Annotated in this window: 25 protein-coding genes; 10 read left to right on the top strand and 15 right to left on the bottom strand. The window is 66.7% G+C overall.

The window, feature by feature from the left end:
* The first annotated feature begins 10 nt into the window (after nucleotides 1-10).
* Nucleotides 11-952 carry a LysR family transcriptional regulator gene (locus tag CYJ10_RS01785; protein WP_101679858.1) on the top strand — a complete coding sequence of 314 codons (942 nt, stop codon included), beginning with the start codon at nucleotides 11-13 and terminating at the stop codon, nucleotides 950-952.
* A gap of 52 nt (nucleotides 953-1,004) precedes the next feature.
* Here the strand turns inward: CYJ10_RS01785 and CYJ10_RS01780 are convergent, their stop codons facing one another.
* Nucleotides 1,005-1,502, bottom strand: a complete 498-nt coding sequence (locus CYJ10_RS01780) for a copper chaperone PCu(A)C (protein ID WP_101679857.1) — start codon at nucleotides 1,500-1,502, stop codon at nucleotides 1,005-1,007.
* 205 nt (nucleotides 1,503-1,707) lie between these two features.
* Here CYJ10_RS01780 and CYJ10_RS01775 point away from each other — a divergent pair, with 205 nt between their 5' ends.
* Both CYJ10_RS01775 and CYJ10_RS01770 read left to right on the top strand, forming a co-directional pair.
* The gene (locus tag CYJ10_RS01775; protein ID WP_101679856.1) at nucleotides 1,708-3,081 is read left to right on the top strand and encodes an ATP-binding protein; all 1,374 of its coding nucleotides are present in this window, start codon (nucleotides 1,708-1,710) and stop codon (nucleotides 3,079-3,081) included.
* Nucleotides 3,081-3,704, top strand: coding sequence for a response regulator transcription factor (locus CYJ10_RS01770; protein WP_374703211.1), 624 nt, complete (start codon nucleotides 3,081-3,083; stop codon nucleotides 3,702-3,704). Before CYJ10_RS01775 ends, CYJ10_RS01770 begins: the two co-directional genes overlap by 1 nt.
* A 74-nt stretch (nucleotides 3,705-3,778) precedes the next feature.
* Here CYJ10_RS01770 and CYJ10_RS01765 read toward each other — a convergent pair whose 3' ends face one another.
* Entirely contained in the window at nucleotides 3,779-4,105 is a 327-nt protein-coding gene (locus CYJ10_RS01765) for a hypothetical protein (protein WP_101679855.1), read from the bottom strand.
* Between the two features lie 353 nt (nucleotides 4,106-4,458).
* On the opposite strand from CYJ10_RS01765, the gene CYJ10_RS01760 reads away from it, so the two are divergent.
* Entirely contained in the window at nucleotides 4,459-5,016 is a 558-nt protein-coding gene (locus CYJ10_RS01760) for a YcnI family copper-binding membrane protein (RefSeq protein WP_101679854.1), read from the top strand.
* Nucleotides 5,017-5,102: 86 nt separating this feature from the next.
* Here the strand turns inward: CYJ10_RS01760 and CYJ10_RS01755 are convergent.
* The 5 genes from CYJ10_RS01755 to CYJ10_RS01735 all read right to left on the bottom strand — a co-directional run bounded on the left by CYJ10_RS01755 (nucleotide 5,103) and on the right by CYJ10_RS01735 (nucleotide 10,817).
* A protein-coding gene (locus CYJ10_RS01755; RefSeq protein ID WP_374703210.1) for an IS3 family transposase occupies nucleotides 5,103-6,472 on the bottom strand; the annotation gives its coding sequence in 2 pieces (ribosomal slippage) (nucleotides 5,103-6,004 and nucleotides 6,004-6,472; 1,371 coding nt in all).
* Between the two features lie 84 nt (nucleotides 6,473-6,556).
* Nucleotides 6,557-7,888: an ATP-dependent protease ATPase subunit HslU gene (gene hslU / locus CYJ10_RS01750; protein ID WP_101679853.1), complete on the bottom strand. Its 1,332-nt coding sequence runs from the start codon at nucleotides 7,886-7,888 to the stop codon at nucleotides 6,557-6,559.
* Between the two features lie 18 nt (nucleotides 7,889-7,906).
* Nucleotides 7,907-8,443 (bottom strand): ATP-dependent protease subunit HslV, encoded by a 537-nt coding sequence (hslV, locus tag CYJ10_RS01745; RefSeq protein WP_101679852.1) that lies wholly within the window; start codon nucleotides 8,441-8,443, stop codon nucleotides 7,907-7,909.
* Between the two features lie 237 nt (nucleotides 8,444-8,680).
* Complete coding sequence (locus tag CYJ10_RS01740) at nucleotides 8,681-9,667, bottom strand: tripartite tricarboxylate transporter substrate-binding protein (protein ID WP_101679851.1); 987 nt, start codon at nucleotides 9,665-9,667, stop codon at nucleotides 8,681-8,683.
* A gap of 238 nt (nucleotides 9,668-9,905) precedes the next feature.
* Entirely contained in the window at nucleotides 9,906-10,817 is a 912-nt protein-coding gene (locus CYJ10_RS01735; RefSeq protein ID WP_101679850.1) for an alpha/beta fold hydrolase, read from the bottom strand.
* A gap of 148 nt (nucleotides 10,818-10,965) precedes the next feature.
* On the opposite strand from CYJ10_RS01735, the gene CYJ10_RS01730 reads away from it, so the two are divergent.
* The 6 genes from CYJ10_RS01730 (at nucleotide 10,966) to CYJ10_RS01705 (ending at nucleotide 17,783) form a co-directional block, all read left to right on the top strand.
* Nucleotides 10,966-11,496 (top strand): Fur family transcriptional regulator, encoded by a 531-nt coding sequence (locus CYJ10_RS01730; protein ID WP_101679849.1) that lies wholly within the window; start codon nucleotides 10,966-10,968, stop codon nucleotides 11,494-11,496.
* 50 nt (nucleotides 11,497-11,546) lie between these two features.
* Nucleotides 11,547-12,653, top strand: a complete 1,107-nt coding sequence (locus CYJ10_RS01725) for a CobW family GTP-binding protein (protein WP_101679848.1) — start codon at nucleotides 11,547-11,549, stop codon at nucleotides 12,651-12,653.
* A gap of 354 nt (nucleotides 12,654-13,007) precedes the next feature.
* A complete protein-coding gene (gene dksA, locus CYJ10_RS35330) occupies nucleotides 13,008-13,694 on the top strand; it encodes an RNA polymerase-binding protein DksA (RefSeq protein ID WP_257991990.1) in 687 nt (228 codons plus the stop codon).
* 218 nt (nucleotides 13,695-13,912) lie between these two features.
* Nucleotides 13,913-15,097, top strand: a complete 1,185-nt coding sequence (locus tag CYJ10_RS01715; RefSeq protein WP_101679847.1) for a GTP-binding protein — start codon at nucleotides 13,913-13,915, stop codon at nucleotides 15,095-15,097.
* Nucleotides 15,087-15,506 carry a hypothetical protein gene (locus CYJ10_RS01710; protein WP_257991984.1) on the top strand — a complete coding sequence of 140 codons (420 nt, stop codon included), beginning with the start codon at nucleotides 15,087-15,089 and terminating at the stop codon, nucleotides 15,504-15,506. Before CYJ10_RS01715 ends, CYJ10_RS01710 begins: the two co-directional genes overlap by 11 nt.
* A 108-nt stretch (nucleotides 15,507-15,614) precedes the next feature.
* Nucleotides 15,615-17,783 carry a TonB-dependent receptor gene (locus tag CYJ10_RS01705; RefSeq protein ID WP_101679845.1) on the top strand — a complete coding sequence of 723 codons (2,169 nt, stop codon included), beginning with the start codon at nucleotides 15,615-15,617 and terminating at the stop codon, nucleotides 17,781-17,783.
* Nucleotides 17,784-17,949: 166 nt separating this feature from the next.
* Here CYJ10_RS01705 and CYJ10_RS01700 read toward each other — a convergent pair whose 3' ends face one another.
* From CYJ10_RS01700 to bioB, 8 genes are all read right to left on the bottom strand, one after another.
* Nucleotides 17,950-18,501: a GNAT family N-acetyltransferase gene (locus CYJ10_RS01700; RefSeq protein ID WP_101679844.1), complete on the bottom strand. Its 552-nt coding sequence runs from the start codon at nucleotides 18,499-18,501 to the stop codon at nucleotides 17,950-17,952.
* 2 nt (nucleotides 18,502-18,503) lie between these two features.
* Nucleotides 18,504-19,448: an MBL fold metallo-hydrolase gene (locus CYJ10_RS01695; RefSeq protein WP_257991983.1), complete on the bottom strand. Its 945-nt coding sequence runs from the start codon at nucleotides 19,446-19,448 to the stop codon at nucleotides 18,504-18,506.
* Nucleotides 19,445-19,696, bottom strand: coding sequence for a DUF1289 domain-containing protein (locus CYJ10_RS01690; protein ID WP_101679843.1), 252 nt, complete (start codon nucleotides 19,694-19,696; stop codon nucleotides 19,445-19,447). Before CYJ10_RS01690 ends, CYJ10_RS01695 begins: the two co-directional genes overlap by 4 nt.
* Entirely contained in the window at nucleotides 19,693-20,187 is a 495-nt protein-coding gene (locus tag CYJ10_RS01685) for a YbaK/EbsC family protein (RefSeq protein WP_101679842.1), read from the bottom strand. The genes CYJ10_RS01690 and CYJ10_RS01685 overlap by 4 nt, the downstream gene beginning before the upstream one ends.
* A gap of 18 nt (nucleotides 20,188-20,205) precedes the next feature.
* Nucleotides 20,206-21,138: a hydroxymethylglutaryl-CoA lyase gene (locus CYJ10_RS01680; protein WP_101679841.1), complete on the bottom strand. Its 933-nt coding sequence runs from the start codon at nucleotides 21,136-21,138 to the stop codon at nucleotides 20,206-20,208.
* Nucleotides 21,139-21,189: 51 nt separating this feature from the next.
* Entirely contained in the window at nucleotides 21,190-22,131 is a 942-nt protein-coding gene (locus CYJ10_RS01675; protein WP_101679840.1) for a 2-hydroxyacid dehydrogenase, read from the bottom strand.
* A 351-nt stretch (nucleotides 22,132-22,482) separates the two neighbouring features.
* Nucleotides 22,483-24,534: an acetyl/propionyl/methylcrotonyl-CoA carboxylase subunit alpha gene (locus CYJ10_RS01670; RefSeq protein WP_101679839.1), complete on the bottom strand. Its 2,052-nt coding sequence runs from the start codon at nucleotides 24,532-24,534 to the stop codon at nucleotides 22,483-22,485.
* 65 nt (nucleotides 24,535-24,599) lie between these two features.
* Entirely contained in the window at nucleotides 24,600-25,640 is a 1,041-nt protein-coding gene (gene bioB, locus CYJ10_RS01665) for a biotin synthase BioB (RefSeq protein ID WP_101679838.1), read from the bottom strand.
* Between the last annotated feature and the right edge of the window lie 12 nt (nucleotides 25,641-25,652).

The following is a 25,652-nucleotide window of genomic DNA, read 5'->3' as shown; positions in this document are numbered from 1 at the left end:
CATTCGTGACATGAATAGCCTACGCGGAATCGACCTCAACCTGCTGGTGGTGCTGGAAGCACTGCTGGCCGAACGCCATATCTCGCGCGCCGCGCTGCGGCTGCAGTTGAGCCAGCCGGCCGTGAGCCATTCGCTGGCGCGGCTGCGGCAGTTGCTGGACGACCCGTTGCTGGTGCGGGGCCAGGGCGGGCTGGTGCTGACGCCGCGCGCCCACGAGTTGACCGGTCCGCTGGCCGAGGCGCTGGCGCAGGTGCGCATCCTGCTGGGCCCAGGCGGGTTCCAGCCGGCCACGGCGCGGCGCACGTTCCGCCTGGCGATGTCCGACTATGGCGCCCTGGTCGTTCTGCCTCGCCTGCTGCGCGCCCTGCGCCGGGCGGCGCCCAATATCGACCTGGTAGTGACGCAGTCCAGCCGGGAGGCGATGACCGCCCAGATTGCCGACGGCGAGCTGGACGTGGCGCTGGCCGCCTTCTCGTTCGAGCCCGAGGGCGTGCGTACGGCGGTGCTGTTCGATGACGATTTTGCCTGCGCGGTGGATGCGGCCACGGTGCGCGACACCGGCCGGCTCGACCATGTGGCCTACCTGGCGCGTTCGCACGTGCTGATCACGGCGGCCACCGAGCGTGGCGAGGCCATCGATGCCGCCGTGACGCGACTGGGCGGCCGGCGCAAGATTGCCTGCGCGGTGCCCCACTGGAGCGTGGCGCCGGCGCTGATCGTCGGTACCAACATGGTCCTGACCACGGCCCGCCGCAGCCTGGAAGCCCTGGCCGACAGCCGCCTGGCCATCTTCGAGGCGCCGTTTACGATCCCGGGCTTCAGCTACAGCATGATCTGGCCCGAAAAGGCCGAGGCCGATCCGGGCCATACCTGGCTGCGCGAACGCGTGCGCGAGGCCGCCACGACAGCCGACGCGGACGCCGAAGCCGCCGCCATCAGCCTGCGCGGCTGACCCGGGGCCATGCCGGGAGCCGCGGGCGCAAGCCGCTCAGTGCCTGGGCCGATCAGTGCTTGTGATCCATGTGGCCGGCGTGGCCACCCGACTGGGCCGACGCGGTCACGTCGCGTACCTCGGCCTTGACGGTCTGTTCCGTCACCTTGCCGTTCTGCTCGATCTTCAGTGTGATGGGCACCGTATCGCCGGCCTTGAGCTGCTGCTTCAGGCCCATCAGCATCACATGATAGCCGCCCGGCTTGAGCTGCACGTCCTGCATCTTCGGCAGGTCCAGCGACGGGATCTGGCGCATCCGCATCACGTTGTTGTCCATCTTCATTTCGTGCAGTTCGGCCGTGGCCACCGGCGACGACACGCCCACCAGCTTGGCCGCGTCATGCGCATGCAGCGTCATGAACGCGCCCGATGCGGTCTGGGCCGGCACCGTGCCGCGCACCCAGGCGTCGCTGACGTCGACTTGCGCCATGGCGTGGGCGCTGGCCAGCAGGCCGGCCAGGCCAAGGGTGACGATGGAAGCGGCGCGCGCCGCGCGGACTTTGACTTGCATGGGGAACATCTCCACGATTCGGATCGAAGGCGACAACATTCAGGGCGTTCATTAGACCATGGCCGGCCGGTCACCGCCCGCCGCCCTGCCTGCCGCCCCGACTGCCGCCGGATAGCCCGACAGTCTGGCAGCCCCGCCTGCCGCCCAGAATGCGGCACGGTGTCGCATGACAGGCACCCTGCCGCAGCATTGCTACACTCGCGCCATGCACGCCTCGATCGACCTGTCCCCCACCCCGCTGCCGGCCATTTTCGGCATGCCGGCGCAACGCCATAGCCTGGTCAGCCTGCGCCGCCTGTGCTGGCTGCGCTGGGCCCTGCTGGCCGGCCAGGCCATGCTGCTGGTGTCATGCGAGTCGATCGCCGGCATCATGCTGCCCTACAAGCCACTGCTGTTCCTGTTTACGGTTCAGACCACGTTCAACCTGTATTCGGTGGCGCGGCTGCGCTGGCATGCCACGCGGGGCACCATACCCGGCGACGGCGAGCTGATGGTGCAGATGATGGTGGACCTGACCGCGCTGTCGGCCATCCTGTTCTATACCGGGGGCGCCACCAACCCGTTCGTATCGTTCTACCTGCCCGGCCTGGCCATCGCGGCGGCCATCCTGCCGTGGCGGCTGGTGGTGGTGCTGGCGGTCTATGCGCTGTCCTGCTATTCGCTGCTGCTGCTCGAATACCTGCCGCTGCACCTGCACAACCCCGACAACGCGGTGAACTATCACCTGGCCGGGATGTGGCTCAATTTCGTGGCCAGCGCCGTGATGATCGCGTTCTTCGTGGCGCGGCTGTCGAACGTGCTGCGCCAGCGCGACGCGCAGCTCAACCACGCGCGCGAACTGCTGCTGCGCGAGGCGCGGGTCGAGGCGCTCAACGACCAGGCCGCCGCCGTGGCGCATGAAATCGGCACGCCGCTGGCCACGCTGGCCGTGATCGCCGGCGAATTGCGCGCCGATGCCGAGGACGCCCGGCGCGGCGCCACCACGGTGGCCGGCTACCTGCCCGACCTGCGCACGATGGAGCAGCAGCTCGAACTGTGCCGCTCGATTCTGGCGCGGCTGCGCGAAGACCACGAGACGCTGGCGCCGCAGCGCATCGACGCCTGGATCGCATCGTTTGTGGAACGCTGGCAGTTGCGCCATCCGCAGGCCAGCCTGCAGGCCGACGTGCCGCCCGATGCCGCGGCGCAGGCCGTGGACACGGCGCGCGTGAGCCAGATCCTGACCATCGTGCTGGACAACGCCGCGCGCAGCCAGTACGGCGAGGGCAGCGGCAGCCGCCAAGCGCCACCGCTGTCGCTGACGGCATCGGTGGACGCCGATGCGCTGGTCTGGCGCGTGACCGACCACGGCAGCGGCATCGCGCCCGCGCTGCGCGCGCAGCTTGGCGAAGCGCCGGTAGCCAGCAGTCACGGCGGCCAGGGCATCGGCCTGTACCTGGCGCAAAGCGCCGCCCGCCAGCTTGGAGGCGGGCTGGCATGGCTCGACAACCCCGCCGGCGGCACGGTGACCGAGCTGCGCCTGCCACTGGCCGGCGCGGCCGCACACCCCATCTCCCTGCAATCCGATTTCCAACCGTAATGATCGACGCACCTGCCGACGTAGCTGCAGCATCCGCCGCCACCAGCGCCCCCGACGCCATGCCCTTCCTGGTAATCGACGACGACGAGGTGTTTTCCGGCACGCTGGCCCGTGCGCTGACGCGCCGCGGCTACGCCGTACAGGTGGCGCACAACGGCAGCAGCGCGCTGGCGCTGGCCGCGAAGACGCCATTTGCCTATGTCACGCTGGATCTGCACCTGGGGCCGCCGCCCGAGGCCAGCGGCACCGCGCCCGCCGAATCGGGGCTGCATCTGGTGGCGCCGCTGCGCCATGCGCTGCCCGATGCGCGCATTCTGGTGCTGACGGGCTACGCCAGCATCGCCACGGCTGTGGCAGCGGTCAAACAGGGGGCCGACGAATACCTGGCCAAGCCGGCCAACGTCGATTCGATTCTGACCGCGCTGATGGCGGGCGTTTCGGAAGATGCAGCCGAGGCCGCGCTGGAAGAACCGGTGCCGCTGTCGGTGGCCCGACTTGAGTGGGAGCATATCCAGCGGGTGCTGACCGAACACGGCGGCAATATCTCCGCCACGGCGCGAGCGCTGAACATGCATCGGCGCACGCTGCAACGCAAGCTGGGCAAGCGCCCGGTGTCACGCTGATTCGTGTCGCGACGTGCGTCGCGCTGATTTGCGCTGATGCCTGCTGACTCGACTTGCCGGCTTCGCCCGGCGTGTTACAGGCGCAGCTGCACGTAGTCCCAGCCCAGGTCGTCGTCCGACGCATCGGCCATGCGCACGGCATCGCTGGCGTGGCGGTCGGCCAGCGTCACGAGCGCGCCCGATGAAATGGCCGTGGCGGCCACGACGGCGCGGCGCTCGGTCTGGTCCCCGGCCTTGGCCACGTTGACGGACGGCACCGCCGCCGCGTGGGCGTTGGTCATCACGCCCGGGCGGATGCAGAGGAATACGGTGGCGGCGGTAATGGCGGCCACGACGCTGGCGGTGGCCATGGCCACCCGGCGCTTGCGCACGCGGTTGCGCTTGAAGAAGGTTGTACGCATGGCTGACTCCCTTTAGGTGTTTGCGCAGGATGCGGTGGCTCCCGCATCGGTCCCATCGACCAAGAAGGTGACCAACAAGGTGCGCAAGGGTCGCATTTTCTTCAAGATTGGCGCCAGTGTGCTTACCAATGCTTACGAGGGTTACGGGTGCGACAACGGGCGGGCCGCATTTGACACACCGCCGACGCGAAACCGGGCCAGGTCGGCCAGTGGGCACCGGCTACCGGGCCGCCGAACTGCTGACCGCCCGCCCGTGCGCTGCCACCCTTGCTGCGGCACCACGTCGCACGTCGGCGCCATGTGCGCAAAGTTAGACTGATGCACTTTGTCACACAGTCAGACGACTCCGCTCCATGATCCCGCGCATCCTCCGTGGCGCCCTGCCCGCCGCCCTGTCCGTTACCCTGTTGGCCGCCGCGCCGCTGGCCTCCGCCCACATCGTCTTTGAACAGAAGCAGGCGCCCGCTGGCAGTTACTTCAAGGGCGTGCTGATGGTGGGCCATGGCTGCAATGGCAGTGCCACAAAGTCGATCACGGTGACGATTCCCGATGGCGTGCAGGGCGCGCATCCGCAACCTAAGCCGGGCTGGCAGCTCGACGTCCAGCGCGCGAAGCTGGCCAAGCCCTATACCTCGCATGGCAAGTCGGTCGAGGACGACGTGCGCACGATCCGCTGGTATGGCAATACGCTGGCCGACCAGCATTTCGACGAGTTCCGCCTGCTGATGAAGCTGCCCGAGCAGGGCGGCAAGCTGTACTTCCCGGTGGTGCAGGAGTGCGAGAACGGCAAGTCGGAGTGGACCCAGATTCCGGCCGAGGGCCAGAACCCGCGCGAGCTGAAGTCGCCCGCGCCGGCGCTTGAGGTGATCCCGGTGGATGCCCATGCCGGCCACGCGGGCCACGCGCACTGAGGGCCGGGCCTAGACCCCCAGCCCCTGCGGACAAAAAAAGAGCCGGACAGTCTGAACTGACCCCAGAAAGTTGGACAGTTGATTTGCTAGGCTAGAGAGGGCTGAGTCCTGTACTTCACGGGACTCAGCCCTTTAAGTTTGAGCTTGATGCGGTCGTGATTGTAATAGTGAATGTATTGGCGCAGGCCTTGCTGTAGCTCCTCGACGCTGGCGAACTTGTTCAGGTAGAAGAACTCGGACTTCAGGGTGCCGAAGAAGCTTTCCATGGTGGCGTTGTCGAGGCAATTGCCCTTGCGGGACATGCTGGGACGGATTCTGCGCTGTTTGAGCATCCGCTGATAGGCCGGCATCTGGTACTGCCAACCCTGATCGGAATGCAGCAGCGGTCGGTCCTTCGGGCTGAGGCGGCGGAACGCCTTCTTCAGCATATTGCTCACCATCTCGAAGGTGGGCCTACGGGCAGTCTCGTAGGCGATGATCTCGCCGTTGTACAGGTCCAGCACCGGGGAGAGGTACAGCTTCTCGCCGGCCACGTTGAATTCGGTCACGTCGGTTACCCACTTCCGATTCGGACGCCTGGCCTGGAATTGCCGTTGCAGAACATTGGGTGCGACACGGCCTACCGTGCCCTTGTAGGAGCGGTATTTCTTCGGCCGGACCAACGACTTCAGTCCCATCTCTCTCATGAGGCGCTGAACCGTCTTGTGGTTGACGATCGTGCCGGTTTGCCGGATTACCGCCGTGATGCGGCGGTAGCCATAACGGCCCATGTGCCGGGCAAAGAGTTCGCGAATGCGCGCTTTCAGCTCCGTATATTTGTCGTGGGCCTGCAGCACGGCCTGCTGGTAGTAGAACGTGCTGCGCGCCAGTCCTGCCACCCTCAGCAAGCCGGCCAACGGGTACTGCTGCCTCAGCTCAAGCACTATTTGCGCTTTTTGGGTTGCGCAGATGTCTTGCTCGCTTGAACCAAGGCGTCGAGCTTTTTTAGGTACGCGTTCTCCATGCGCAGGTAGTCCAACTCTTCAAGGAGTTCTTCGCGCGTGCGCGTCAGGTCGCCTGATGACCGCGATGGCTTTGTCTTGGGAGTCCGTTGTGGCATCTTGCTGGGCCGTCGTCCCCTGGGGCGAGGCGTCAGAGCTTCTAAACCCCCAGCATCATACTGGCGTTCCCACACGCCAATGGCGCCGCTACCGCGGATGTCGAACAGCGCCGCCACTTCCCGATGCGACAAGCCTTGGCGGCGCATCCGCTCAAGCACGGAGAGCTTGAACTCTGCGCTGTAGGTCTTGTACCTGCGCTTGAGACTGGCTTGGCCATGCAGCCGATAGGCTGCAACCCACCGCCGCACCGTCCCCTCGTCAATCCCATAGCGCTTGGCGAGCGCGCCGGCCCCTGCGTGCCCGGTCAGATACTCCTTGATGACCGACAGTCTGAACTGCTCGGTGTACCTATACATGAAAACACCCCAAAAGTTGGTGTCCAACTTTTGGGGTGCAGTTCAAGTCGCCCGGCTCTTTTGCTTTGCGGCGAAGGCCGCGCGTTACAGCACGTAGCGCGACAGGTCCTCGTTGCCCGCCAAGTCGCCCAGGCGGTCATCCACGTACGCGGCATCGATCGTCACGGTGTTGCCCGACGACTTCGTGGCGTGGAACGACAGGTCTTCGAGCAGTCGCTCCATCACCGTGTACAGGCGACGGGCGCCGATGTTCTCGACCTTCTCGTTGACCGAGAACGCGATCTCGGCCAGGCGGCGGATGCCGTCCGACGCGAACTGCAGGTCGACCTCTTCGGTCTTCAGCAGCGCCTGGTACTGCTTGGTCAGGCTGGCGTCGGTCTGCGTCAGGATGGCCTCGAAATCCTGCACCGACAGCGATTCCAGTTCCACGCGGATCGGGAAACGGCCCTGCAGTTCAGGAATCAGATCGCTCGGCTTGGACAGATGGAACGCGCCCGACGCGATGAACAGGATGTGGTCGGTCTTGATCATCCCGTACTTCGTGTTGACGGTGGTGCCTTCTACCAGTGGCAGCAGGTCGCGCTGCACGCCCTGGCGCGACACCTCGCCGCCGCCCACGTCGCTGCGGCTGGCGATCTTGTCGATCTCGTCCAGGAACACGATGCCGTTCTGCTCGACGTTGGCGATGGCCTTGTGCTTGAGTTCTTCCTCGTTCAGCAGCTTGGCGGCCTCTTCGTCGACCAGCAGCTTGAACGCTTCCTTGACCTTCATCTTGCGGCGCGCCTTCTTGCCCTGGCCCAGGCCGGCAAACATCGTGCGGATCTGCTCGGTCATGTCTTCCATGCCCGGCGGCCCCATGATGTCCATGTTCGGCATGCCGGCGGCCACTTCAAGCTCGACGTCCTTATCGTCGAGTTCGCCCTGGCGCAGCTTCTTGCGGAATACCTGGCGCGTGTTCGAGTCCTTGTCCTCGTGCTGCTGGAAGCCGATGTCGCGCGGCGGCGGCAGCAGCACGTCCAGCAGGCGGTCCTCGGCCGCGTCCTCGGCCTTGGTGCGTACCTTCTTCATTTCCGATTCGCGCGTCTGCTTGACGGCCATCTCGGCCAGGTCGCGCACGATCGTGTCGACGTCGCGGCCCACATAGCCCACTTCGGTGAACTTGGTGGCTTCGATCTTGATGAACGGCGCGTCGGCCAGCTTGGCCAGGCGGCGTGCAATTTCGGTCTTGCCCACGCCCGTGGGTCCGATCATCAGGATGTTCTTGGGCGTGATTTCCTGGCGCAGCGGCTCGTCCACCTGCTGGCGGCGCCAGCGGTTGCGCAGCGCCACGGCCACGGCCTTCTTGGCCTTGTTCTGGCCGATGATGTGCTTGTCGAGTTCGGAAACGATTTCCGACGGGGTCATGGTTTGCGACATGGGAATCCGTTGGGCGCGTCAGTCGAGGGTCTCGATGACGAAGTTGGTATTCGTATAGATGCAGAGCTCGCCGGCGATGGTCAGGGCCTTCTCGACCACGTCCTTCGGAGGCAGTTCGGTGTTCTCCACCAGTGCCTTGGCTGCCGACTGCGCGTACGCGCCGCCCGAGCCGATGGCCGCGATGCCGCCCTCGGGGTCGAGCACGTCGCCATTGCCGGTGATGACCAGTGTGGTGTCACGGTCGGCCGTGATCAGCATGGCTTCCAGGCGACGCAGCGCGCGGTCCGAACGCCAGTCCTTGGCCAGGTCCACTGCCGCACGGGTCAGGTTGCCCTGGTATTTCTCCAGCTTCGCCTCGAAACGATCGAGCAGCGAGAAGGCATCGGCCGTGCTGCCGGCAAACCCGACCAGCACCTTGCCGTTATAAATGCGCCGGACCTTGCGGGCCGTCCCCTTCATCACGATATTGCCGAGCGTGACCTGGCCGTCACCGCCCAGTGCGACCTGATTGCCGCGGCGGACGCTGACGATGGTGGTGCCGTGATACTGTTCCATGGTGCCTTTGCGTGAGAGGTGTTCTGCGGCGTAGGTGGCGCCACATGACTGGCTTTCAAGAGGCGGCTATGCCGGCAACAGTCTTCCAATATAGGAAATCGCCGAATCAGGCGTCGGATCCGGCCCGACTGGCCCCGGGAGCACATCGCGCAGCGACAGGTACGCCAAAAACAAAAAAGGCCACGCATCGCGTGGCCTTTTCGGCACCTGTAGCAACCCCGGCAGTCAGTCGGCAGATCAGTCGGCGTACACGCCAGCCTTCTTGATCACCGGCGTCCACTTGTTGATTTCCGACGTCAGGAACGTGCGCAGCGAATCGGGCGTGGCGCGCTGGGCCGGTACGGCTTCGGCACCCAGTTCTGCCATCTTGGCGCGGAAGTTCGGGTCTTGCACCGACTTCTGCAGCGCGGCCGACAGCTTGTCGATGATCGGCTTCGGCGTGCCCTTCGGCGCGTACATGGCGTGCCAGATCTTCACTTCCACGCCCGGCATGCCTTGTTCGGCGGCAGTCGGGATGTCCTTGAACGCTTCCACGCGGCGCGACTGCATTGCGGCGTACGGCTTCAGCGCGCCTGCCTTGAGCTGGCCGGCGATGTTGGTGGTCTGGTCGCACATCAGGTTGACCTGGCCGCCGAGGATATCGGTCAGCGCCGGGGCAGTACCCTTGTACGGCACGGTGGTCAGTTCGGTCTGGAGCGCGCTCTGGAACAGCAGGCCGCACAGGTGCGAGGCCGAGCCGATGCCGGCGTTGGCCAGCGACAGCTTGCTGGCGTTGGCCTTGATGTACGGAACCAGGTCCTTGAAGGTAGCGGGCGGCAGTTGCTTGTTGCCCACCATCACCATCGGCACGTCGGCCACTTCACCGACCATCTCGAAATCCTTGAGCGGATCGAAGCCCAGGTTGCGGTACAGCGCCGGGGCCGTGGACATGCCGATATGGTGGATCAGGATCGTGTAGCCGTCGCCCTTGGACTGCGCCACTTTCTTGGCGCCGATGGTGCCGCCGGCACCGCCCAGGTTCTCGATCACGATAGTCGTGCCCAGATGCTTGGACATGATCATCGTCAGCTCGCGCGCCACCTTGTCGGTCGGGCCGCCTGCGGCAAACGGCACCACCGCCTGCACCGGCTTGTTGCCCGGGTATTCCTGCGCCTGCGCTCCCGTGAAGGCACCCACGCCGGCAACAGCCAGCACGGCTGCAATATTCAATGCAACTCGTTTCATTACGTCTCTCCTGTTCCCTCTTGGATTCCCGTTCCAACGCTGTGGGTGCCGCCGGGTTTTGTCGTTGTTCGCGACCCCGATCGCGTCGATCCATATCGGAAAAACGCGGTGACCATCGGCACGATGTATGGATTCCAGACAGCGTCAAACCCCGCCGACAGGCGGAGCCGGAGGTGGATGTTAGCAATCGCGAACAAGCACCAGATATAGGGGCTAACCCGCGAGAAAGTGGCGTTTCTTACGAGAATGTAATGAAACTGAGGATTTCTTCGAGCAGCGGTTCGGGGGCTTCCTCGGGCAGGTAATGGCCGCACGGCAACGTGGCGCCCGTGACGTTTGTGCCCACTTCCTGCCAGAGCTTCAGCGGCTCGAAGCAGCGGGCCACCACACCGTGCTCGCCCCACAGTACGCGCACCGGCATCTGCAGTTTGCGGCCGGCTTCGCGGTCCGCGCGATCGTGGTCCAGGTCGATGGTGGCGGCGGCGCGATAGTCCTCGCACATGGCATGCACGCGCGCCGGCTCGCGCATCGCCGCAACGTAGGCGGCCATGGCATCGGGCACGAACGGGCTGGGGCCGGTGCCCGGGTGGCGCAGGCCCAGCAGCCGTTCCATCAGGAACTCGGGCTCGGCATTGATCAGCGTTTCGGGGAACGGCGCGGGCTGGATCAGGAAGAACCAGTGCCAGTAAGCCGCGGCAAACGCCATGTCGGTGGCTTCGTACATGGCCAGCGTGGGGGCGATGTCCAGCAGCATGAGCTGGCTGACCGCCTCGGGATGGTCCATGCAAAGCCGATGCGCCACGCGGGCCCCACGATCATGGGCGCACAGCGCGAACTGCCGATAACCGAGCTGGCGCATCACCTCGACCTGGTCCTGCGCCATCGCGCGCTTGCTATAGACATCGTGCGTGGCGCTGCCCGGCGGCGCGCTGCTGTTGCCATAGCCGCGCAGGTCGGTGGCGATGACGGTGAAGCGGTCGGCCAGCGCCGGCGCCACCTTGTGCCAGATCAGGTGGCTCTGCGGGAAGCCGTGCAGCAGCAACAGCGGCGGCCCCGAGCCGCCCCGGACCCCGCCGATCTCGACCTCGCCCACCTTCAGGCGAAACCACTCGAAGTTGGGGAACAGCAGCGCGCTGGCGTCGTTCTGCATGACAAGGTCTCCGGTTTTCGTCTGGCTTGCCTGCCGATCATAGGCGCATTCGCACCACCCAGACGTTATCGGGCGCCTTCCAATATCCAAAAACCCTGTTTGTGCAACTGAATTGCAACTCGCCGGGGGCTATGGTTAAATCGTCGCCATGAACCGCCCCACTTCCCATCCGGATGCCACGCCCGCGCCTGACGACGCGGCCGCCGGCAGCCTTGACGCGGCGCAGGCGCGCCTGCGCCAGCTTGGCGCGCGCGTCACCCAGCCGCGCGTGGCCATCCTGGCGTGCCTGATCGACGCCCAGGCGCCGCTGACGCATCAGGAAGTGATCGACCGCCTGCCGGCCGATGGCGACGTGGACCGCGTGACCGTCTACCGGGTGCTGGACTGGCTGGTGGATCAGGGCCTGGCGCAGAAACGTGCCGGCAACGACCGCGTTTTCCGTTTCATGCTGCTGGAGCACGAGGCCGCACGCGCCGAAGTGCATCGCCAGCACAGCCACTTCCATTGCACGCGCTGCGACCGCACGTTCTGCCTGGAATCGGCCGGCAAGTCCGTGGCGCCCAAGGTGCCCAGCGGATTCGCTGTCGATCACGTGGAACTGACGGTCAACGGGGTCTGTGCGGAATGCGGCAAGGTACGCACGGAGCCAGGCAGTCCCGGCAGCCATGCCGATCACTGATTGAATACGGGGCGATCTCCCTATCCCGGCTTTCCTCGGAGCAGAACAATATGTCCAAACTGATTCCGGTCACGATCCTGACCGGCTTCCTCGGCAGCGGCAAGACCACGCTGCTCAAGCGCATCCTCAACGAGCAGCACGGCATGAAGATCGCCGTGATCGAGAACGAGTTCGGCGAGGAGAACATCGACAACGAGATCCTGGTGCAGGACGGCCGCGAGCAGATCGTGCAGATGAGCAACGGCTGCATCTGCTGCACGATCCGGGGCGACCTGGTGCAGGCGCTGTCCGACCTGATCACCCAGCGCGACGAAGGCAAGTTCGACTTCGACCGCGTGGTGATCGAGACCACCGGCGTGGCCAATCCGGGCCCGGTGGCGCAGACGTTCTTCATGGACGAGGAAATCGCCTCGCGCTACCTGCTGGACGCCGTGATCACGCTGGTCGACGCCAAGCACGGCAACGTGCAGCTGGACAAGCAGGAAGAAGCGCAGCGCCAGGTGGGCTTTGCCGACGCCATCTTCATCACCAAGTCCGACCTGGTCGGCGCGGCCGAGATCGATGACCTGCGCCACCGCCTGCAGCACATGAACGCCCGCGCGCCGATCCGCACCGCCAATTTTGGCGAAACCCCGATCGACACGATTTTCGACCTGCGCGGCTTCAACCTGAACGAGAAGCTCGAGATCGACCCGGACTTTCTGCGCGCCGACGAGCACGAGCACGAGCACGAGCACGAGCACGAGCACGACCATGACCACGAGCATGGCGAGCACTGCGGTACCGACTGCGGCCACGAGCACGGCGGTCACGACCACGACCATGGCCACGCGCACGACCATCACCACCATCACCACCACACCGACCGCATCGCGTCGTTCGTCTTCCGCAGCGACAAGCCGTTTCACTACGGCAAGCTGGAGGAATTCCTGTCGGGCATCCTGTCGGTCTACGGCGAGAAGCTGCTGCGCTACAAGGGCGTGCTCTATATGGAAGGCGTGGACCGCAAGGTGGTGTTCCAGGGCGTGCATCAGCTGATGGGCAGCGACGTGGGCGCCAAATGGGAGGACGAGACCCCGGGCACCAAAATGGTGTTCATCGGCGTCGACCTGCCGCGCGACGCCATCCTGAAGGGCCTGGCCGCCTGCCTGGCCTGACTTTCCCCCGGGCGCGCCGCCAGGTGCGCCCGCCGCCGCTTGGCGGCCCGGGCGCGGAGCCATCCCCGGCAGCGCCCGATACCCTCCCCTTGGGTGGCAATATCGGGAAAACTCCTGTCTCTTGTCGGTCTTTCTCCCATATCTCCGAAAAATTTGTTCAAGTACAATAGGCCGGATTTGATACGGGCGGCGCACCTCTGGTCGCGGCCCGTATCTGCAGGGCGGCGGTCGTCGTCAGCATGAGGCACAGCCGCCAGCAGGCGCGGTCGTTGGCTTCGTGCGGAGACCGCCCTCCGCTTGGGGACCAACGATCGGTGCGCCGTCACTCTTCGACGCGTTGAGAGAGGTGTCCCCATGACAGCCGCAACAAAGACCAAGGAAAGCCGCAGCAAGACAGGTACCGCTGCGGCGGAGACGCTCAAGGCGCCGCCCGAAAAGGCGACGCCAGCTCCCCGCGGCAGTACGGCGCACGCCGATGCGGGCGAGGCCAAGGGAGGCACGCGAAGCAGCAAGACTGCAGCCAGCCAGAGTGAAACAGTCGCACCGCGCAAGCGGGCGGCCACTGCACCCGAGCGGACGAAGACGCCGCCGGTCGCATCAACAAGAGAATCAGCAGGAACCATGAGCAGCAACAAACTTCTGACTGAAGCTGAAATCCTGAAGATGAGCGACAAGGATTACATGAACGAGGCGCAGCTCGCCTTCTTCAAGAATCGCCTTGAGCAGCTTCGCGACGAGATCCTCAAGAATGCGGACCAGACCACGGAACACCTGCGCGAGACGGTCATCGTGCCGGATCCGGCGGACCGTGCGACGATCGAAGAGGAACACGCACTGGAACTGCGCACGCGCGACCGTGAGCGCAAGCTGCTGAAGAAGGTGGAACAGTCGCTGCAGCGCATCGAGTCCGGCGACTACGGCTGGTGCGAGGAAACCGGCGAGCCGATCGGCGTGCCGCGCCTGCTGGCCCGCCCCACGGCCACGCTGTCGCTGGAAGCCCAGCAGCGCCGCGAACTGCGCCAGAAGCTGTTCGGCGACTGATCGTCTTTGGCGGTCACCCCGCGCGGCTGACCCGCTCCGACGCCCAACGGCCCGGTCTTCCGGGCCGTTTTGCTTTTTGCGCGGACATGGCCCGGATCGCGATTGCCTTTGTGGCGTCACGGCTACGGCACTACCATTGCGGAATACCGCCAGCCTGTTACCGCAGCCGGCTTTCTGTTACAGTCGCAACTTTGTTGCAATAACAACGTCCTTTCGTCATGGCCGCTCGCCTGCCCGTCACCGTGTTGTCCGGATTTACCGGCGCCGGCAAGACCACCGTGCTGCATCAGCTGATGTCGCAGCCCGGGGTACGCCTGGCCGTGGTCGACAGCCGTGCCGACCTGCTGGCCGAAGTGGACCGGCTGGCCCAGACCGGCCAGTACGACTTCGCGGTGATCGAGGCCGATCCGACCGACGAACCGCTGGGTATCGCCGAAGGCTTCGCGTTCGAGGACGCCCACGGCGAACAGGCGCCCGGCGTGGCACACTTGGACACGCTGGTGACGGTGGTCGATGCCAGCCGCTTCCTGACGGATTTTCACGACGCCGATTTCCTGTCGGCGCGTGGCTTGGCCGCGCACAATGACGACGACCGCACCGTGGTCGACGTACTGATCGACCAGATCGAAGTCTGCGACGTCATCGTCATCAACAAGATCGACCTGGTCGACGCCGGCCAACTGGGCCGCCTGCATGTGGTGCTGCGCGCGCTCAATCCGCGCGCCAGCATCGTCGATGCCAGCCATGGCAACGTGCAGGCCGCGCAGATCCTGGGCACCGGCCGCTTCGACATGGAAGCCACGCCCAACGCGGCCGGATGGCAGGCGGCGCTGCAGAACGACGCCGCGCCCGATGCCGCCGGCATCGCCACGCTGGTGTACCGCCGCCGCCGTCCGTTCCATCCGCAGCGGTTTGCCGACCTGATCCACACCGAATGGATGCGCGAGCATGGCGACGTGCTGCGCTCCAAGGGCCTGTTCTGGCTGGCCAGCCGCATGGACATTGCCGGCGACTGGAGCCAGGCCGGCGGTGTGTGCCGCCCAGGCGCGGCAGGTGCGTGGTGGGCGGCGATCGACGCCGAGGAATGGCCGGCCGAGGGCCTGGCCCGCGCCGCCATCGAGGCCGACCTGCTCGAAGACGGCCTGCCCGCCGCCTATGGCGACCGCCGCCAGGAACTGGTGCTGATCGGCGCCGACCTGGACGTGCCCGCGCTCGAAGCACAGCTCGACACCTGCCTGCTGACCGACGACGAAATGGCGGCCGGCCCCGAGGCCTGGGCGGCGTATCCCGATCCGTTCCCGGACTGGGGCGATGCGTTCGACGACGACCATGATCACGACCATGGCGACGACCACGGCCATGACCATGGCGACGGTCCGTGCGACTGCGGGCATGCGCACTGATTTCCCGCTCCTCTCCCGCTGGCGCGCGCGCGGCCTCGGCTTCTGGCCGGCGCTGTGTCTGGTCACGTGCCTGCTGCTGGCGCAGCACGTGGGCCTCGTGCACCGCGTGGTACACGGCGGGCTGCTGAACGCACCCCAGGCCGTCGCCCAGATCGAATCCACCGACACTCCGGATGGGGCGGCCGACGCCGGCCACGCCGAACCGTTTTCGCTGAAACTCGGCCTCCACTCGTGCGTGCTGTTCGACGGCGCCACGCTGGCCGACACCCACTTCGGCAGCTTCGTGCTGCCGTCCCTCGCCTTCGGCAAGCCGGTCAAGCCGGCCAACCTGGCCTACCGCTGGCCCGACCTGCCGGCGGCACGCGCCTTCCAGTCCCGCGCCCCTCCGGCCGCATTCGCATTCGCCTGACTTGCAGCCGCGTGTGTGGGGCGATGCCCCGCGCCCGCGCACGCCTGACCGGGCACGCCACGCATTGCCGTGGCTGCGCCCGCCCATACCGAATTCGAATCGCGAGCCATGTACTCGAACTCCAACCGTACTCTGGTGGTGCGTCGCACCCCGCTGGCGGCGCTTGCCGCATTGATCACCGCGGGCCTGTCCTCGCACGCCATCGCCCAGGCCAACACGCAGGCCGCCCCCGAAGCCACGCCAGCCGCGCCGGCCGCTGCTGCACAGCCGGCCACCCCGGCCCTGAAGGAGGTGGTGGTCACCGCCAACCCGCTCGGCAGCGACCTGAACGACATGGTCGCCCCGGTCTCCACGCTGGGCGGCGACGCGCTGGCCGTGCGCCAGGCCAGCACGCTGGGCGAAACGCTCAACAGCATGCCGGGCGTCACGTCGAGCTACTTCGGCCCGAACGCCAGCCGACCGATCATCCGGGGCCTGGACGGCGACCGCATCAAGGTGCTGCAAAACGGCGGCTCCACGCTGGACGCCTCCACGCTGTCCTATGACCATGCGGTGCCCATCGATCCGCTCGTGGCCGAAAAGATCGAAGTGGTGCGTGGCCCAGCCGCGCTGATGTACGGCGGCAACGCCGTGGGCGGCGTGGTCAACGTGATCGACAACCGCATTCCGCGCGATCCGATCACCGGCGTCAGCGGCGCAGCCGACGTCAGCGGCACCATCGGCGGCGACAAGGGCCGCAATGCCAGCGGCATGCTGGAAGCCGGCAACGGCAAGTTCGCGGTGCACGCCGATGCATTCGTGCGCCAGACCAGCGACCTGCGCATTCCCGGCTACGCCCGCAGCGCCAACCAGCGCGCCAACCAGCCGCTGCCCGAAGGCGAGAGCGAGGCCTACGGCAAGATCCCGAACACCAACGCCCACCAGGAAGGCGGGTCGATGGGCGGTTCGTACACGTGGGCCGACGGCTTCGTGGGCGCCAACTGGTCGACCTATCGCAACGACTACGGCACGCCGGCCGAGGAAGACGCGCGCATCAAGATGCGCCAGGACCGCTTTGCGCTGGAGGGCGAATCGCGCAACCTGGCCGGCGCCACCAACGGCATCTTTGAATCGGTGAAGGGCAAGTTCAGCTACACCGACTACGAGCACCGCGAGATCGAGGGCGGCGAAACCGGCACGACCTTCAAGAACCACGGCTGGGACGCCCGCCTGGAAGCCACGCACGGCAAGATCGGCAACATGAGCGGCGTGATCGGCACGCAGTTCGGCCATACCGATTTCTCCGCGCTGGGCGAAGAAGCGTTCGTGCCGAGCACGACCACCGACAACGCCGCGTTCTTCGTGTTCGAGGAGCTGCCGCTGATTTCGTCGGGCGACCTGAAGCTGAACTTCGGCGGCCGCCTGGACCACAGCAAGGTGAAGGCCAGCGCCAACGGCAACGACCGCTTCAGCGACGCCGAGCGCAGCTTCAACGCCGGCAGCGCGTCGGCCGGCCTGCTCTACAAGCTCAACCCGATCTGGACGGTCACGTCGAACCTGTCGTATACCGAGCGCGCGCCCACGTTCTACGAGCTGTACGCGAACGGCCCCCATCTGGCCACGGGATCGTTTGAAGTGGGCGACCCGAACGCCGCCAAGGAGCGCGCCACGTCGATCGACCTTGGCATGCGCTTCAAGCAGGGCGACCATAGCGGCAGCGTGTCGGGCTACTACAGCCGCTTCCAGAACTACCTGGCGCTGCTGAACACGGGCGGCTACCGCGACGCCGAAGGCAACGTGGTGGCCGCCGGCAGCGACGGCGCGCTGCCTGAACTCCAGTACATGGGGGTGCCGGCCACGCTGTATGGCTTCGAGGCCGAAGGCAAGACACGCCTGCTGCAGAAGATGCTGACCACCAGCGATTCGCTCGATTTCGAGGCTCGCGCCGACTATGTCCACGGCGAGAACCGCAGCAATGGCCAGCCGCTGCCACGCCTGTCGCCGCTGCGCCTGGGTGGGTCGCTGGTCTACGCCGCCGGCCCGTGGGGCGCGCGCGTCAACGTGGACTGGAATGCGCGCCAGAGCCGTGTGCCAACCGGCGACACGCCGACCGACGCCTACACGATGCTGGGCGTGGCGCTGACCTACAAGATGAAGCTGTCGGGCACGCAGACGCTGTTCTATGTCCGTGGCGACAACCTCACCAACACCGAGGCACGCAGCGCCACGTCGATCCTGCGCGATATCGCGCCGCTGCCGGGCCGCAGCGTGCGGATCGGGATGCGCACGCAGTTCTGACGGCTGGATTGCGGCTGTCGGGCTCCCCTCTCCCATGCAATGGGAGAGGGGTTGGGGGAGAGGGCATCGGGGTTCTGCTTGCCGATTTGTTGACACTTGAACCGCTGCGCCCTCTCCCCCGGCCCCTCTCCCGCACGCGGGAGAGGGGAGACACAATTTGACGCCACTATCGACCCATCGAAAATGACTCGGGCACCAGCGAATACACCGCCGCCGGCACGGGCCGCCCGCGCAGGATCAGGCGGTTGCGGGCGATGCACTCGAACCCGGCACCGATCTTCTCGGCGACGGCGCGGCTTGCGAGGTTGGTCTCGACTGCCACGATCTCCAGCCGTGTGAGCCCTAGCGTGTGAAAGCCGTAGCAGGCCATCATCGACGCCGCGCCCGACGCCAGTCCCTTGTGCTGCTGGCTCTGTCGGATCCAGTAGCCCAGGTTGCCCGTATTGTCCTCGCGGCGGATCTGGTTGATGGCCACGCCGCCATAGAGTTCGCGGCCATCGGGCGAGAACACGCCGATGTCGTACGCCGCCCCTTCATCCATCATCGTCGCGCACCGCTCGAACCACTCCCGCGCATCGTAGATGCTGTAGTCCGCCCGCGCCCACGGCATCCACAGCCCCACCGTCGGCATCGACTCGCGCACGGCCATGACGAACTGGGCCTCGTCGCTGGCACGGAAGGGCCTGAGCTGGAACGCCTGGCTGCGCAGCGGCTGCATGGTCAGTCCCGGTTGGCCACCAGGTTGCCGTCACGCTGCAAGGCGCCCACCTTCTCCAGCGCCCGCAGCGTCTGGTCGAACACCGTCTCCAGCTGCTGGCCGGGCGTGAAGCGCGCATGCATGCGCTGCATCAGCGGCGTGGCCGCGAACCACGCGAACAGGGCCTCGCGCGGCAGCGCCTGGGCTTCCAGCAACTTGAACTTGGCGAGCACGCGCATGGCGTGCGTGGCGTTGCGCAGCGGATCGGCCTGCAGGTAATCGAGCCGGCTCCGCGCGCGCGCCACGGCACCGGCCACATCGTCGAACGGCCGTCCATGGCCGGGGATCACCAGCTGGACGTCGAGCGTGTCGATCAGTGCCAGGATGGCGGCCTGCTCGGCAAAGCCACTTTCGCCATCAAGCTCGGGAAAGATCACGCCGAAGCCGTTCTCCCACAACGCATCGCCCGAAATCAGGATGCGCTGCGCCGGCGCGAACAGCATCACCGCGTGCGGGTCGTGGCCCGGCGCGGCGATGACGCGCCAGTCGATCCCACCCAGCCGCAGCGTGCCGCCGTCGCGCAGCACATCGTCGAACGTGAAACGCGCGCATTGCTGCCCGGTGGCGTCGAAGGTCAGGGCGTCGGCATCCCAGGCCGATACGGCTGCAGCCTCGGCGGCGGGGATGGCCGTGCGCGGTTGCCAGCGTTGCTGCAGCGCCGCGTTGCCGCCGCAGTGGTCGGAATGCAGGTGGGTATTGATGACGCGCCGCAGCGGCCTGCCGGCGAGCGCGGCATCGACCAGCGCCACGGTCTGGGCAGCGTGCGTGACATAGCCGGTGTCGACCAGCGTGGTGTCCTGCGTGGCGTCGTCGACAAACAGCACGTTGTTCGCGGACAGCCAGCCGCGCTCGAACACGCGCATCGTGGCCGGCAACTCAATCGCAGCCAACGAGCTTCCCGCGCTCATGCCGGGTTGCCTTCGCAAAGTTGCGGTACGCGCGCCGGCAACAGCGCCCAGACGCGGCGGCGTTCCTCGTCGTCGGCGCCCGACCACGCCGCGATCTCCGCGATCGTGCGCAGGCAACCTTCGCAGAAGCCGCTGTCGCGGTCCATCTTGCAGATGCTGCGGCACGGCGACGGCACCGGCGACACGATCTGCGCCGCCGCCGCACCGCGCACCAGATCAGCCAGCAGCCGACGGCGGGCGGGCGTCATGCCTGGGCCTGGGCCACATCGGCCACTTCGGCGCCGGTCATGGCCTGCAACTGCTGCGGCGTCAGGTTGAACACCGCATGGGGATGGCCGGCGGCCGCCCAGACGCTGTCGTACCGGAACAGGTCGGCGTCCAGCAGCATCACCGGCTTCACCGCATGGCCGATCGGGCACACACCGCCGATGGCGTAGCCGGTCTTCTCGCGCACGAACTTCGCGTCGGCCTTGCCCAGCGCGCCCACGCGGGCGGCCACCTTCGACTCGTCCACGCGATTGCTGCCGCTGGCGATGACCAGCACCGGCACATCGTCCTTCACGCGCCGGAAGATGATCGACTTGGCGATCTCGGCCACGGTGCATCCCAGACCAGCGGCGGCCTCGGCCGACGTCTTGCCGGTGGCCGGCAGCATCACCACCGGACGATCATGGCCGATGCCGGCCAGCAGCTCGGCCACGCGTTGCGCGGATTCGGGAAGCGTCGGGTTTTCGCTCATGCTTGGGGTTCTCCTGGTTCAGACACAGACCGTGGCGTCGGCCGCTGCCGCCCACTTTGTCAGCAGCGCCTTGCCCACGCGCGAGCTGTTGGGGCGGCCGATGGCCTGCGAGATATAGTCGCCGGCCCGCACCACGGCTTCCAGATCGATGCCGGTGTGCAGACCCATGCCGTGCAGCATGTACAGCACGTCTTCGGTAGCCACGTTGCCGGTGGCGCCCTTGGCATAGGGGCAGCCGCCCAACCCTGCCACCGAGGCATGGAAGATGGCGATACCCACCTCCAGGCTGGCCAGGATGTTCGACAGCGCCTGCCCATAGGTGTCGTGGAAGTGCCCCGACAGCCGGTCCATGGCGAATTCGGCCGACACGGCGCGCATCACCTCCTGCACCTTCAGCGGCGTGCCCACCCCGATGGTGTCGGCAATGTCGATCTCGTCGCAGCCCAGCTCGCGCATGCGGCGCACCACGTCGACCACGGCATGGACCGACACTTCGCCCTGGTACGGACAGCCAAGCGCGCAAGAAATGCTGCCGCGCAGGCGGAGGCCCGCCTCCTTGGCGGCGGCCGCCACCGGCTCGAAGCGCGCAATCGACTCGGCGATCGAGCAGTTGATGTTCTTCTGCGAGAACGCCTCGCTGGCCGCACCGAAAATCACCACTTCGTCGGCACTGGCCGCGACGGCACCCTCGAAACCCTTCAGGTTCGGCGTCAGCACCGAGTACAGCGTGCCGGGCCGGCGTTCGATGCGGGCCATCACCTCGGCCCCGTCGGCCATCTGCGGCACCCACTTGGGCGACACGAACGACGCGGCCTCGATGTTGACGAAGCCGGCGTCGGTCAGCTTGTTGATCAGCGCGACCTTGACGTCGGCCGGCACCATCGCTTTCTCGTTCTGCAGGCCGTCGCGCGGCCCCACTTCGACGATCTTCACGTATTGGGGGATGGTCATGGTTGTCTCCTCGATGCTGTCACGCCGGGCCGCGCCGTGGCCCGCCGTGCGCTAGTAGCCGCGCTGCAGGTCCACCACGCCCGCGATCGGCTTGCCTTCCGCCAGCAGGCGGATCTTGCCGGCGATCTGGGCGATGCTGTCCTCGCGCAGCGTCAGTGCGGAAATATGCGGCGTGATCGTGATACGCGGCTCCTGCCAGTACGGATGGTCGGCCGGCAGCGGCTCGGTGCGGAACACGTCCAGCGTGGCGCCGGCGATCTGGCCGTCCTGAACGGCCGCCAGCAGGTCGGCTTCCACCAGGTGCTGGCCGCGCGCCACGTTGATCACGTAGGCACCCTTGGCCAGCTTGTAGAGCAGGCCTGTGTCGATGATGTCCTCGGTGTCGGGCGTCAGCGGCAGCACGTTGACCAGCACCTTCAGGCCGTCCAGGAACGCCACCTGGCCGTCCGCGCCATGGAACGGCTGCACGCCCTCAACGGTCTTGGCCGAACGGCTCCAGCCGCGCACCGGAAAGCCGAAGCCGGCCAGCGTGCGCGCGATATGCGAGCCCAGCGTGCCGATGCCCATCACGCCGATCGTGAAATCGGCACGGCGATGGGGCTTCAGGAATTTCCACGTACCGGCCGTTTCCTGCGCGTCATAGGCGTCGAGCTTGCGGAAGTAGCGCAGCACGGCGGCTGTCACGTATTCGCTCATCTGGGCGGCCATGCCGGCGTCGTCCAGCCGCACGATCGGCACGCCGGCGGGCAGCGCCTCGGGGTCGTTGTCGCGCAGGCGCAGGATGCCGTCCACGCCGGCACCGAGGTTGAAGACAGCCTTCAGGTCCGTGCGGCCGCGCAGCATTTCCAGTGGCGGGCGCCACACCACGGCGTAGTCCACGCGCTGGCCCTGGCTTTCTTCCCAGGTCACGCATTGCGCTTCGGGCAACACTTCGGCAAAGCCCTCGATCCACGGTGCGTAGCGGCCATCCGGCACGTACAGCTGCAACTTCATCTCGACTCCATCGTTATACGGGTTAGGCCAACGATTATGCGCGCTTTCCCGGGCGCCGTTGCCCGGCTGTGCGATTACCGGCAGGAGGATGCGCGGCCCGGCTTTGCTCGCCTCTTCGATGCGCACGAGACCGACGGTTCTGCTCCCCTCGCCCATGCAATGGTGTTCAGACTGGACACATAGGTGACAGGTGTGCGAGGACATGTGTCAGCGATGTCTCTGGTCTGAACAAATGGGAGAGGGGTGGGGGGAGAGGGCATCGAGGCTCTGCTTGCCGGTTTGTCGACGTTTGCACCGCCGCGCCCTCTCCCCCGGCCCCTCTCCCGCCAAGCGGGAGAGGGGAGCAAACCGTCAGGCAGTAGCGTCTTCCGCCTGCGCGAACGCCAGCAGCTGGGCGCCTTCAGTCACCTGCTCGCCCACGCCGTACAGCACCTCGCTGACCACGCCGTCGGCCGGTGCGGTGATGGTGTGTTCCATCTTCATGGCCTCCATGACCAGCAGCGGCGTGCCGCGCGTGACCTTGCCACCCGGCTCGACCATCACGGCGATCACCTTGCCCGGCATCGGCGCGGTCAGCTTGCCGCCCTCGCCCTCCGCCTCTCCGGCGTGGGACAGCGGATCGAGCCATTCCAGCACCGTGTGGCGACCCGCGTGGAACACGTGGAAGGTGTCGCGCTCCAGATGCACCTGGCCGTGCGTGCGGCGGGTGCCCAGGTCCACGCGAATGTCGTCGGCGTTGAAGGTGTAGGCGAATGGCGCGGCCTGGTCGGCGTAGATCAGCGTGTGGCGGCGCTGGTCCGGTATCGCGCGCGCGTCGCCCTTGAGCACCACTTCCAGCTTGTGGCCGGCGCCCTCGAAATACAGCGTCCGCACGTCGCGCGCATTCAGGCGCCAGCCGCCGGCGTGGGTCCACGGCGAGTGGCGGTCGGCCTCGTCCACGCGGCGCTCGCGCGTGTCGCGTTCGAGCAGCGCCGCCACGGCCAGCGCAATGGCTTCGATGCCTACCGATTTCTGCGGAGGGAACAGCACGGTCTGGTTGCGCTCGATCAGGCCCGTATCGAGATCGGCCGTGCGGAAGGCCTCGGACTTGACCAGCCGCTGCAGGAAGGCCACGTTGGTGGACAGTCCCACCACGTGGTAGTTGGCCAGCGCCTGCGCCATGCGCGACAGCGCCTCGTCGCGGTCGCGGCCCCAGACGATCAGCTTGGCGATCATCGGGTCGTAGAACGGGCTGATGGTGTCGCCTTCGCGCACCCCAGCGTCAATCCGCACGCCCGCCGGGCCATGGGCGTCACCGCCGCGCATGAACTGCACCGCCGGCGGCGTGCGCAGGAAGCGCAGCGTGCCCGTCGACGGCAGGAAGCCCTTGTCCGGATTCTCGGCGTAGATCCGCGCTTCCAGCGCGTGGCCGTCAATCTTCAGTTGCGCCTGCGTCAGCGGCAGCGGCTCGCCGGCCGCCACGCGCAGCTGCCATTCGACCAGGTCCTGGCCGGTAATCATCTCGGTGACCGGGTGCTCCACCTGCAGGCGCGTGTTCATCTCCATGAAGTAGAACGAGCCGTCCTGGTTGGCGATGAACTCCACCGTGCCGGCGCCCACGTAGCCCACGGCCCGTGCGGAGGCCACGGCGGCGTCGCCCATCGCGCGGCGGCGTTCCTCGGTCATGCCCGGCGCCGGCGCTTCTTCCAGCACCTTCTGGTGGCGGCGCTGCACCGAGCAGTCGCGCTCGAATAGGTAGACGCAGTTGCCCTGCGTGTCGGCAAACACCTGGATTTCGATATGGCGGGGGCGCGTCAGGTACTTCTCGACCAGCACCTTGTCGTCGCCGAAGCTGGCCGACGCCTCGCGCTTGACCGATGCCAGCGCGGCCTCGAAGCCGTCGCCCGCCTCCACCACGCGCATGCCCTTGCCGCCGCCACCGGCGCTGGCCTTGAGCAGCACCGGGTAGCCAATGCGGTCGGCCTCGCGCCGCAGCAGCGCGGCGTCCTGATCCTCGCCGTGATAGCCGGGCACCAGCGGCACCGCGGCCTTTTCCATCAGCTGCTTGGCCGCGCTCTTGCTGCCCATCGCGTGGATGGCATCAGCCGGCGGGCCAATGAACACCAGCCCGGCCTCGGCGCAGGCGCGCGCGAAGTCCTCGTTCTCCGACAGGAAGCCGTAGCCCGGGTGGATGGCCTGGGCGCCGGTTTCCTTTGCCATCTCGATGATGTGGTCCGCGCGCAGGTAGCTGTCGCGCGCGGCCGCACCGCCGATATGCACGGCTTCGTCGCAGAAGGCGACGTGACGCGCGTCGGCGTCGGCGTCGGAATAAACGGCCACCGTACGGATGCCCAGCCGGCGGCACGTGGCCGCCACACGGCAGGCAATCTCGCCACGGTTGGCGATCAGGATCTTGTTGAACATGGCTCCTCCCTTTGTCTCCGGGTCAGGCGAGCCAGGCTCCTTCAGATCGGCAGGTTGTACGTCGCTTACCCCGCGTAACCTTCGGTGCGGATATCGAGACGTGCCAGCAGGGCGCGGTCGCGCTCGGCTTGCGGGTTGCCGGTCGTCAGCAGCTTCTCGCCATAGAAAATGGAATTGGCGCCGGCCATGAAGCACAGCGCCTGCAACGCGTCGTCCATGGCCTCGCGGCCGGCGGACAGGCGCACCATCGCGCGCGGCATCGTGATGCGTGCCACGGCAATCGTGCGTACGAACTCGAACGGGTCCAGCGCTTCGGTGCCCGCCAGCGGCGTGCCCTCCACCTGCACCAGGTTGTTGATGGGTACCGACTCGGGGTACGGGTCCATGTTGGCCAGCTGCGCGATCAGACCGGCACGCGCCTCGCGCGCTTCGCCCATGCCCACGATGCCGCCGCAGCAGACGTTGATGCCCGCATCGCGCACATGGCCGATGGTGTCCAGGCGGTCCTGGTACGTGCGCGTGGTGATGATCTTGCCGTAGAACTCGGGCGACGTATCGAGGTTGTGGTTGTAGTAGTCCAGGCCCGCGTCCTTCAGGCGCTGCGCCTGTTCGGCCTTGAGCATGCCCAGCGTCACGCAAGTTTCCAGGCCCATCGCCTTCACCTCGCGCACCATGTCGATCACCGGCTCCAGGTGGCGGTCCTTCGGGCTGCGCCAGGCAGCGCCCATGCAGAAGCGCGTGGCGCCGTTGGCCTTGGCCGACTTGGCGGCATCGAGCACGGCTTCCAGGTCCATCAGCTTCTCGGCCGTCACACCGGCGTCGTGGTGCGCGCTCTGCGGGCAGTAGCCGCAATCTTCCTCGCAGCCGCCGGTCTTGATCGACAGCAGCGTCGACAGCTGCACGGTGTTGGCGTCGAAGTGCTCGCGATGCACCTGCTGCGCGCGAAACAGCAGGTCGTTGAACGGCAGCGCGAACAGCGCGGCCACGTCGTCCACGCGCCAGGCGTCACCCTCCTTGGGTGCGGCGGCGGCGATATTGCGGGCCGACTGGCGCAGCGCTTCGGCGGAGATGGTGGCGACGGTTTGGTTTTCAGCGATTTGGGTCATGTTCTGGGAATA

Origin of the sequence: Cupriavidus pauculus (genome assembly GCF_002858765.1) — a bacterium.
Taxonomy (GTDB): Bacteria; Pseudomonadota; Gammaproteobacteria; order Burkholderiales; family Burkholderiaceae; genus Cupriavidus; species Cupriavidus pauculus_B.
This window is presented reverse-complemented; position numbering and strand designations above follow the sequence as displayed.

What these genes read in the sequence shown, in the direction of transcription:
- CYJ10_RS01785 (WP_101679858.1), top strand. Translation starts at nt 11, where the DNA reads ATGAATAGCCTACGCGGAATCGACCTCAACCTGCTGGTGGTGCTGGAA.
- CYJ10_RS01780 (WP_101679857.1), bottom strand. Translation starts at nt 1,502, where the DNA reads ATGCAAGTCAAAGTCCGCGCGGCGCGCGCCGCTTCCATCGTCACCCTT.
- CYJ10_RS01775 (WP_101679856.1), top strand. Translation starts at nt 1,708, where the DNA reads ATGCACGCCTCGATCGACCTGTCCCCCACCCCGCTGCCGGCCATTTTC.
- CYJ10_RS01770 (WP_374703211.1), top strand. Translation starts at nt 3,081, where the DNA reads ATGATCGACGCACCTGCCGACGTAGCTGCAGCATCCGCCGCCACCAGC.
- CYJ10_RS01765 (WP_101679855.1), bottom strand. Translation starts at nt 4,105, where the DNA reads ATGCGTACAACCTTCTTCAAGCGCAACCGCGTGCGCAAGCGCCGGGTG.
- CYJ10_RS01760 (WP_101679854.1), top strand. Translation starts at nt 4,459, where the DNA reads ATGATCCCGCGCATCCTCCGTGGCGCCCTGCCCGCCGCCCTGTCCGTT.
- hslU (WP_101679853.1), bottom strand. Translation starts at nt 7,888, where the DNA reads ATGTCGCAAACCATGACCCCGTCGGAAATCGTTTCCGAACTCGACAAG.
- hslV (WP_101679852.1), bottom strand. Translation starts at nt 8,443, where the DNA reads ATGGAACAGTATCACGGCACCACCATCGTCAGCGTCCGCCGCGGCAAT.
- CYJ10_RS01740 (WP_101679851.1), bottom strand. Translation starts at nt 9,667, where the DNA reads ATGAAACGAGTTGCATTGAATATTGCAGCCGTGCTGGCTGTTGCCGGC.
- CYJ10_RS01735 (WP_101679850.1), bottom strand. Translation starts at nt 10,817, where the DNA reads ATGCAGAACGACGCCAGCGCGCTGCTGTTCCCCAACTTCGAGTGGTTT.
- CYJ10_RS01730 (WP_101679849.1), top strand. Translation starts at nt 10,966, where the DNA reads ATGAACCGCCCCACTTCCCATCCGGATGCCACGCCCGCGCCTGACGAC.
- CYJ10_RS01725 (WP_101679848.1), top strand. Translation starts at nt 11,547, where the DNA reads ATGTCCAAACTGATTCCGGTCACGATCCTGACCGGCTTCCTCGGCAGC.
- dksA (WP_257991990.1), top strand. Translation starts at nt 13,008, where the DNA reads ATGACAGCCGCAACAAAGACCAAGGAAAGCCGCAGCAAGACAGGTACC.
- CYJ10_RS01715 (WP_101679847.1), top strand. Translation starts at nt 13,913, where the DNA reads ATGGCCGCTCGCCTGCCCGTCACCGTGTTGTCCGGATTTACCGGCGCC.
- CYJ10_RS01710 (WP_257991984.1), top strand. Translation starts at nt 15,087, where the DNA reads ATGCGCACTGATTTCCCGCTCCTCTCCCGCTGGCGCGCGCGCGGCCTC.
- CYJ10_RS01705 (WP_101679845.1), top strand. Translation starts at nt 15,615, where the DNA reads ATGTACTCGAACTCCAACCGTACTCTGGTGGTGCGTCGCACCCCGCTG.
- CYJ10_RS01700 (WP_101679844.1), bottom strand. Translation starts at nt 18,501, where the DNA reads ATGCAGCCGCTGCGCAGCCAGGCGTTCCAGCTCAGGCCCTTCCGTGCC.
- CYJ10_RS01695 (WP_257991983.1), bottom strand. Translation starts at nt 19,448, where the DNA reads ATGAGCGCGGGAAGCTCGTTGGCTGCGATTGAGTTGCCGGCCACGATG.
- CYJ10_RS01690 (WP_101679843.1), bottom strand. Translation starts at nt 19,696, where the DNA reads ATGACGCCCGCCCGCCGTCGGCTGCTGGCTGATCTGGTGCGCGGTGCG.
- CYJ10_RS01685 (WP_101679842.1), bottom strand. Translation starts at nt 20,187, where the DNA reads ATGAGCGAAAACCCGACGCTTCCCGAATCCGCGCAACGCGTGGCCGAG.
- CYJ10_RS01680 (WP_101679841.1), bottom strand. Translation starts at nt 21,138, where the DNA reads ATGACCATCCCCCAATACGTGAAGATCGTCGAAGTGGGGCCGCGCGAC.
- CYJ10_RS01675 (WP_101679840.1), bottom strand. Translation starts at nt 22,131, where the DNA reads ATGAAGTTGCAGCTGTACGTGCCGGATGGCCGCTACGCACCGTGGATC.
- CYJ10_RS01670 (WP_101679839.1), bottom strand. Translation starts at nt 24,534, where the DNA reads ATGTTCAACAAGATCCTGATCGCCAACCGTGGCGAGATTGCCTGCCGT.
- bioB (WP_101679838.1), bottom strand. Translation starts at nt 25,640, where the DNA reads ATGACCCAAATCGCTGAAAACCAAACCGTCGCCACCATCTCCGCCGAA.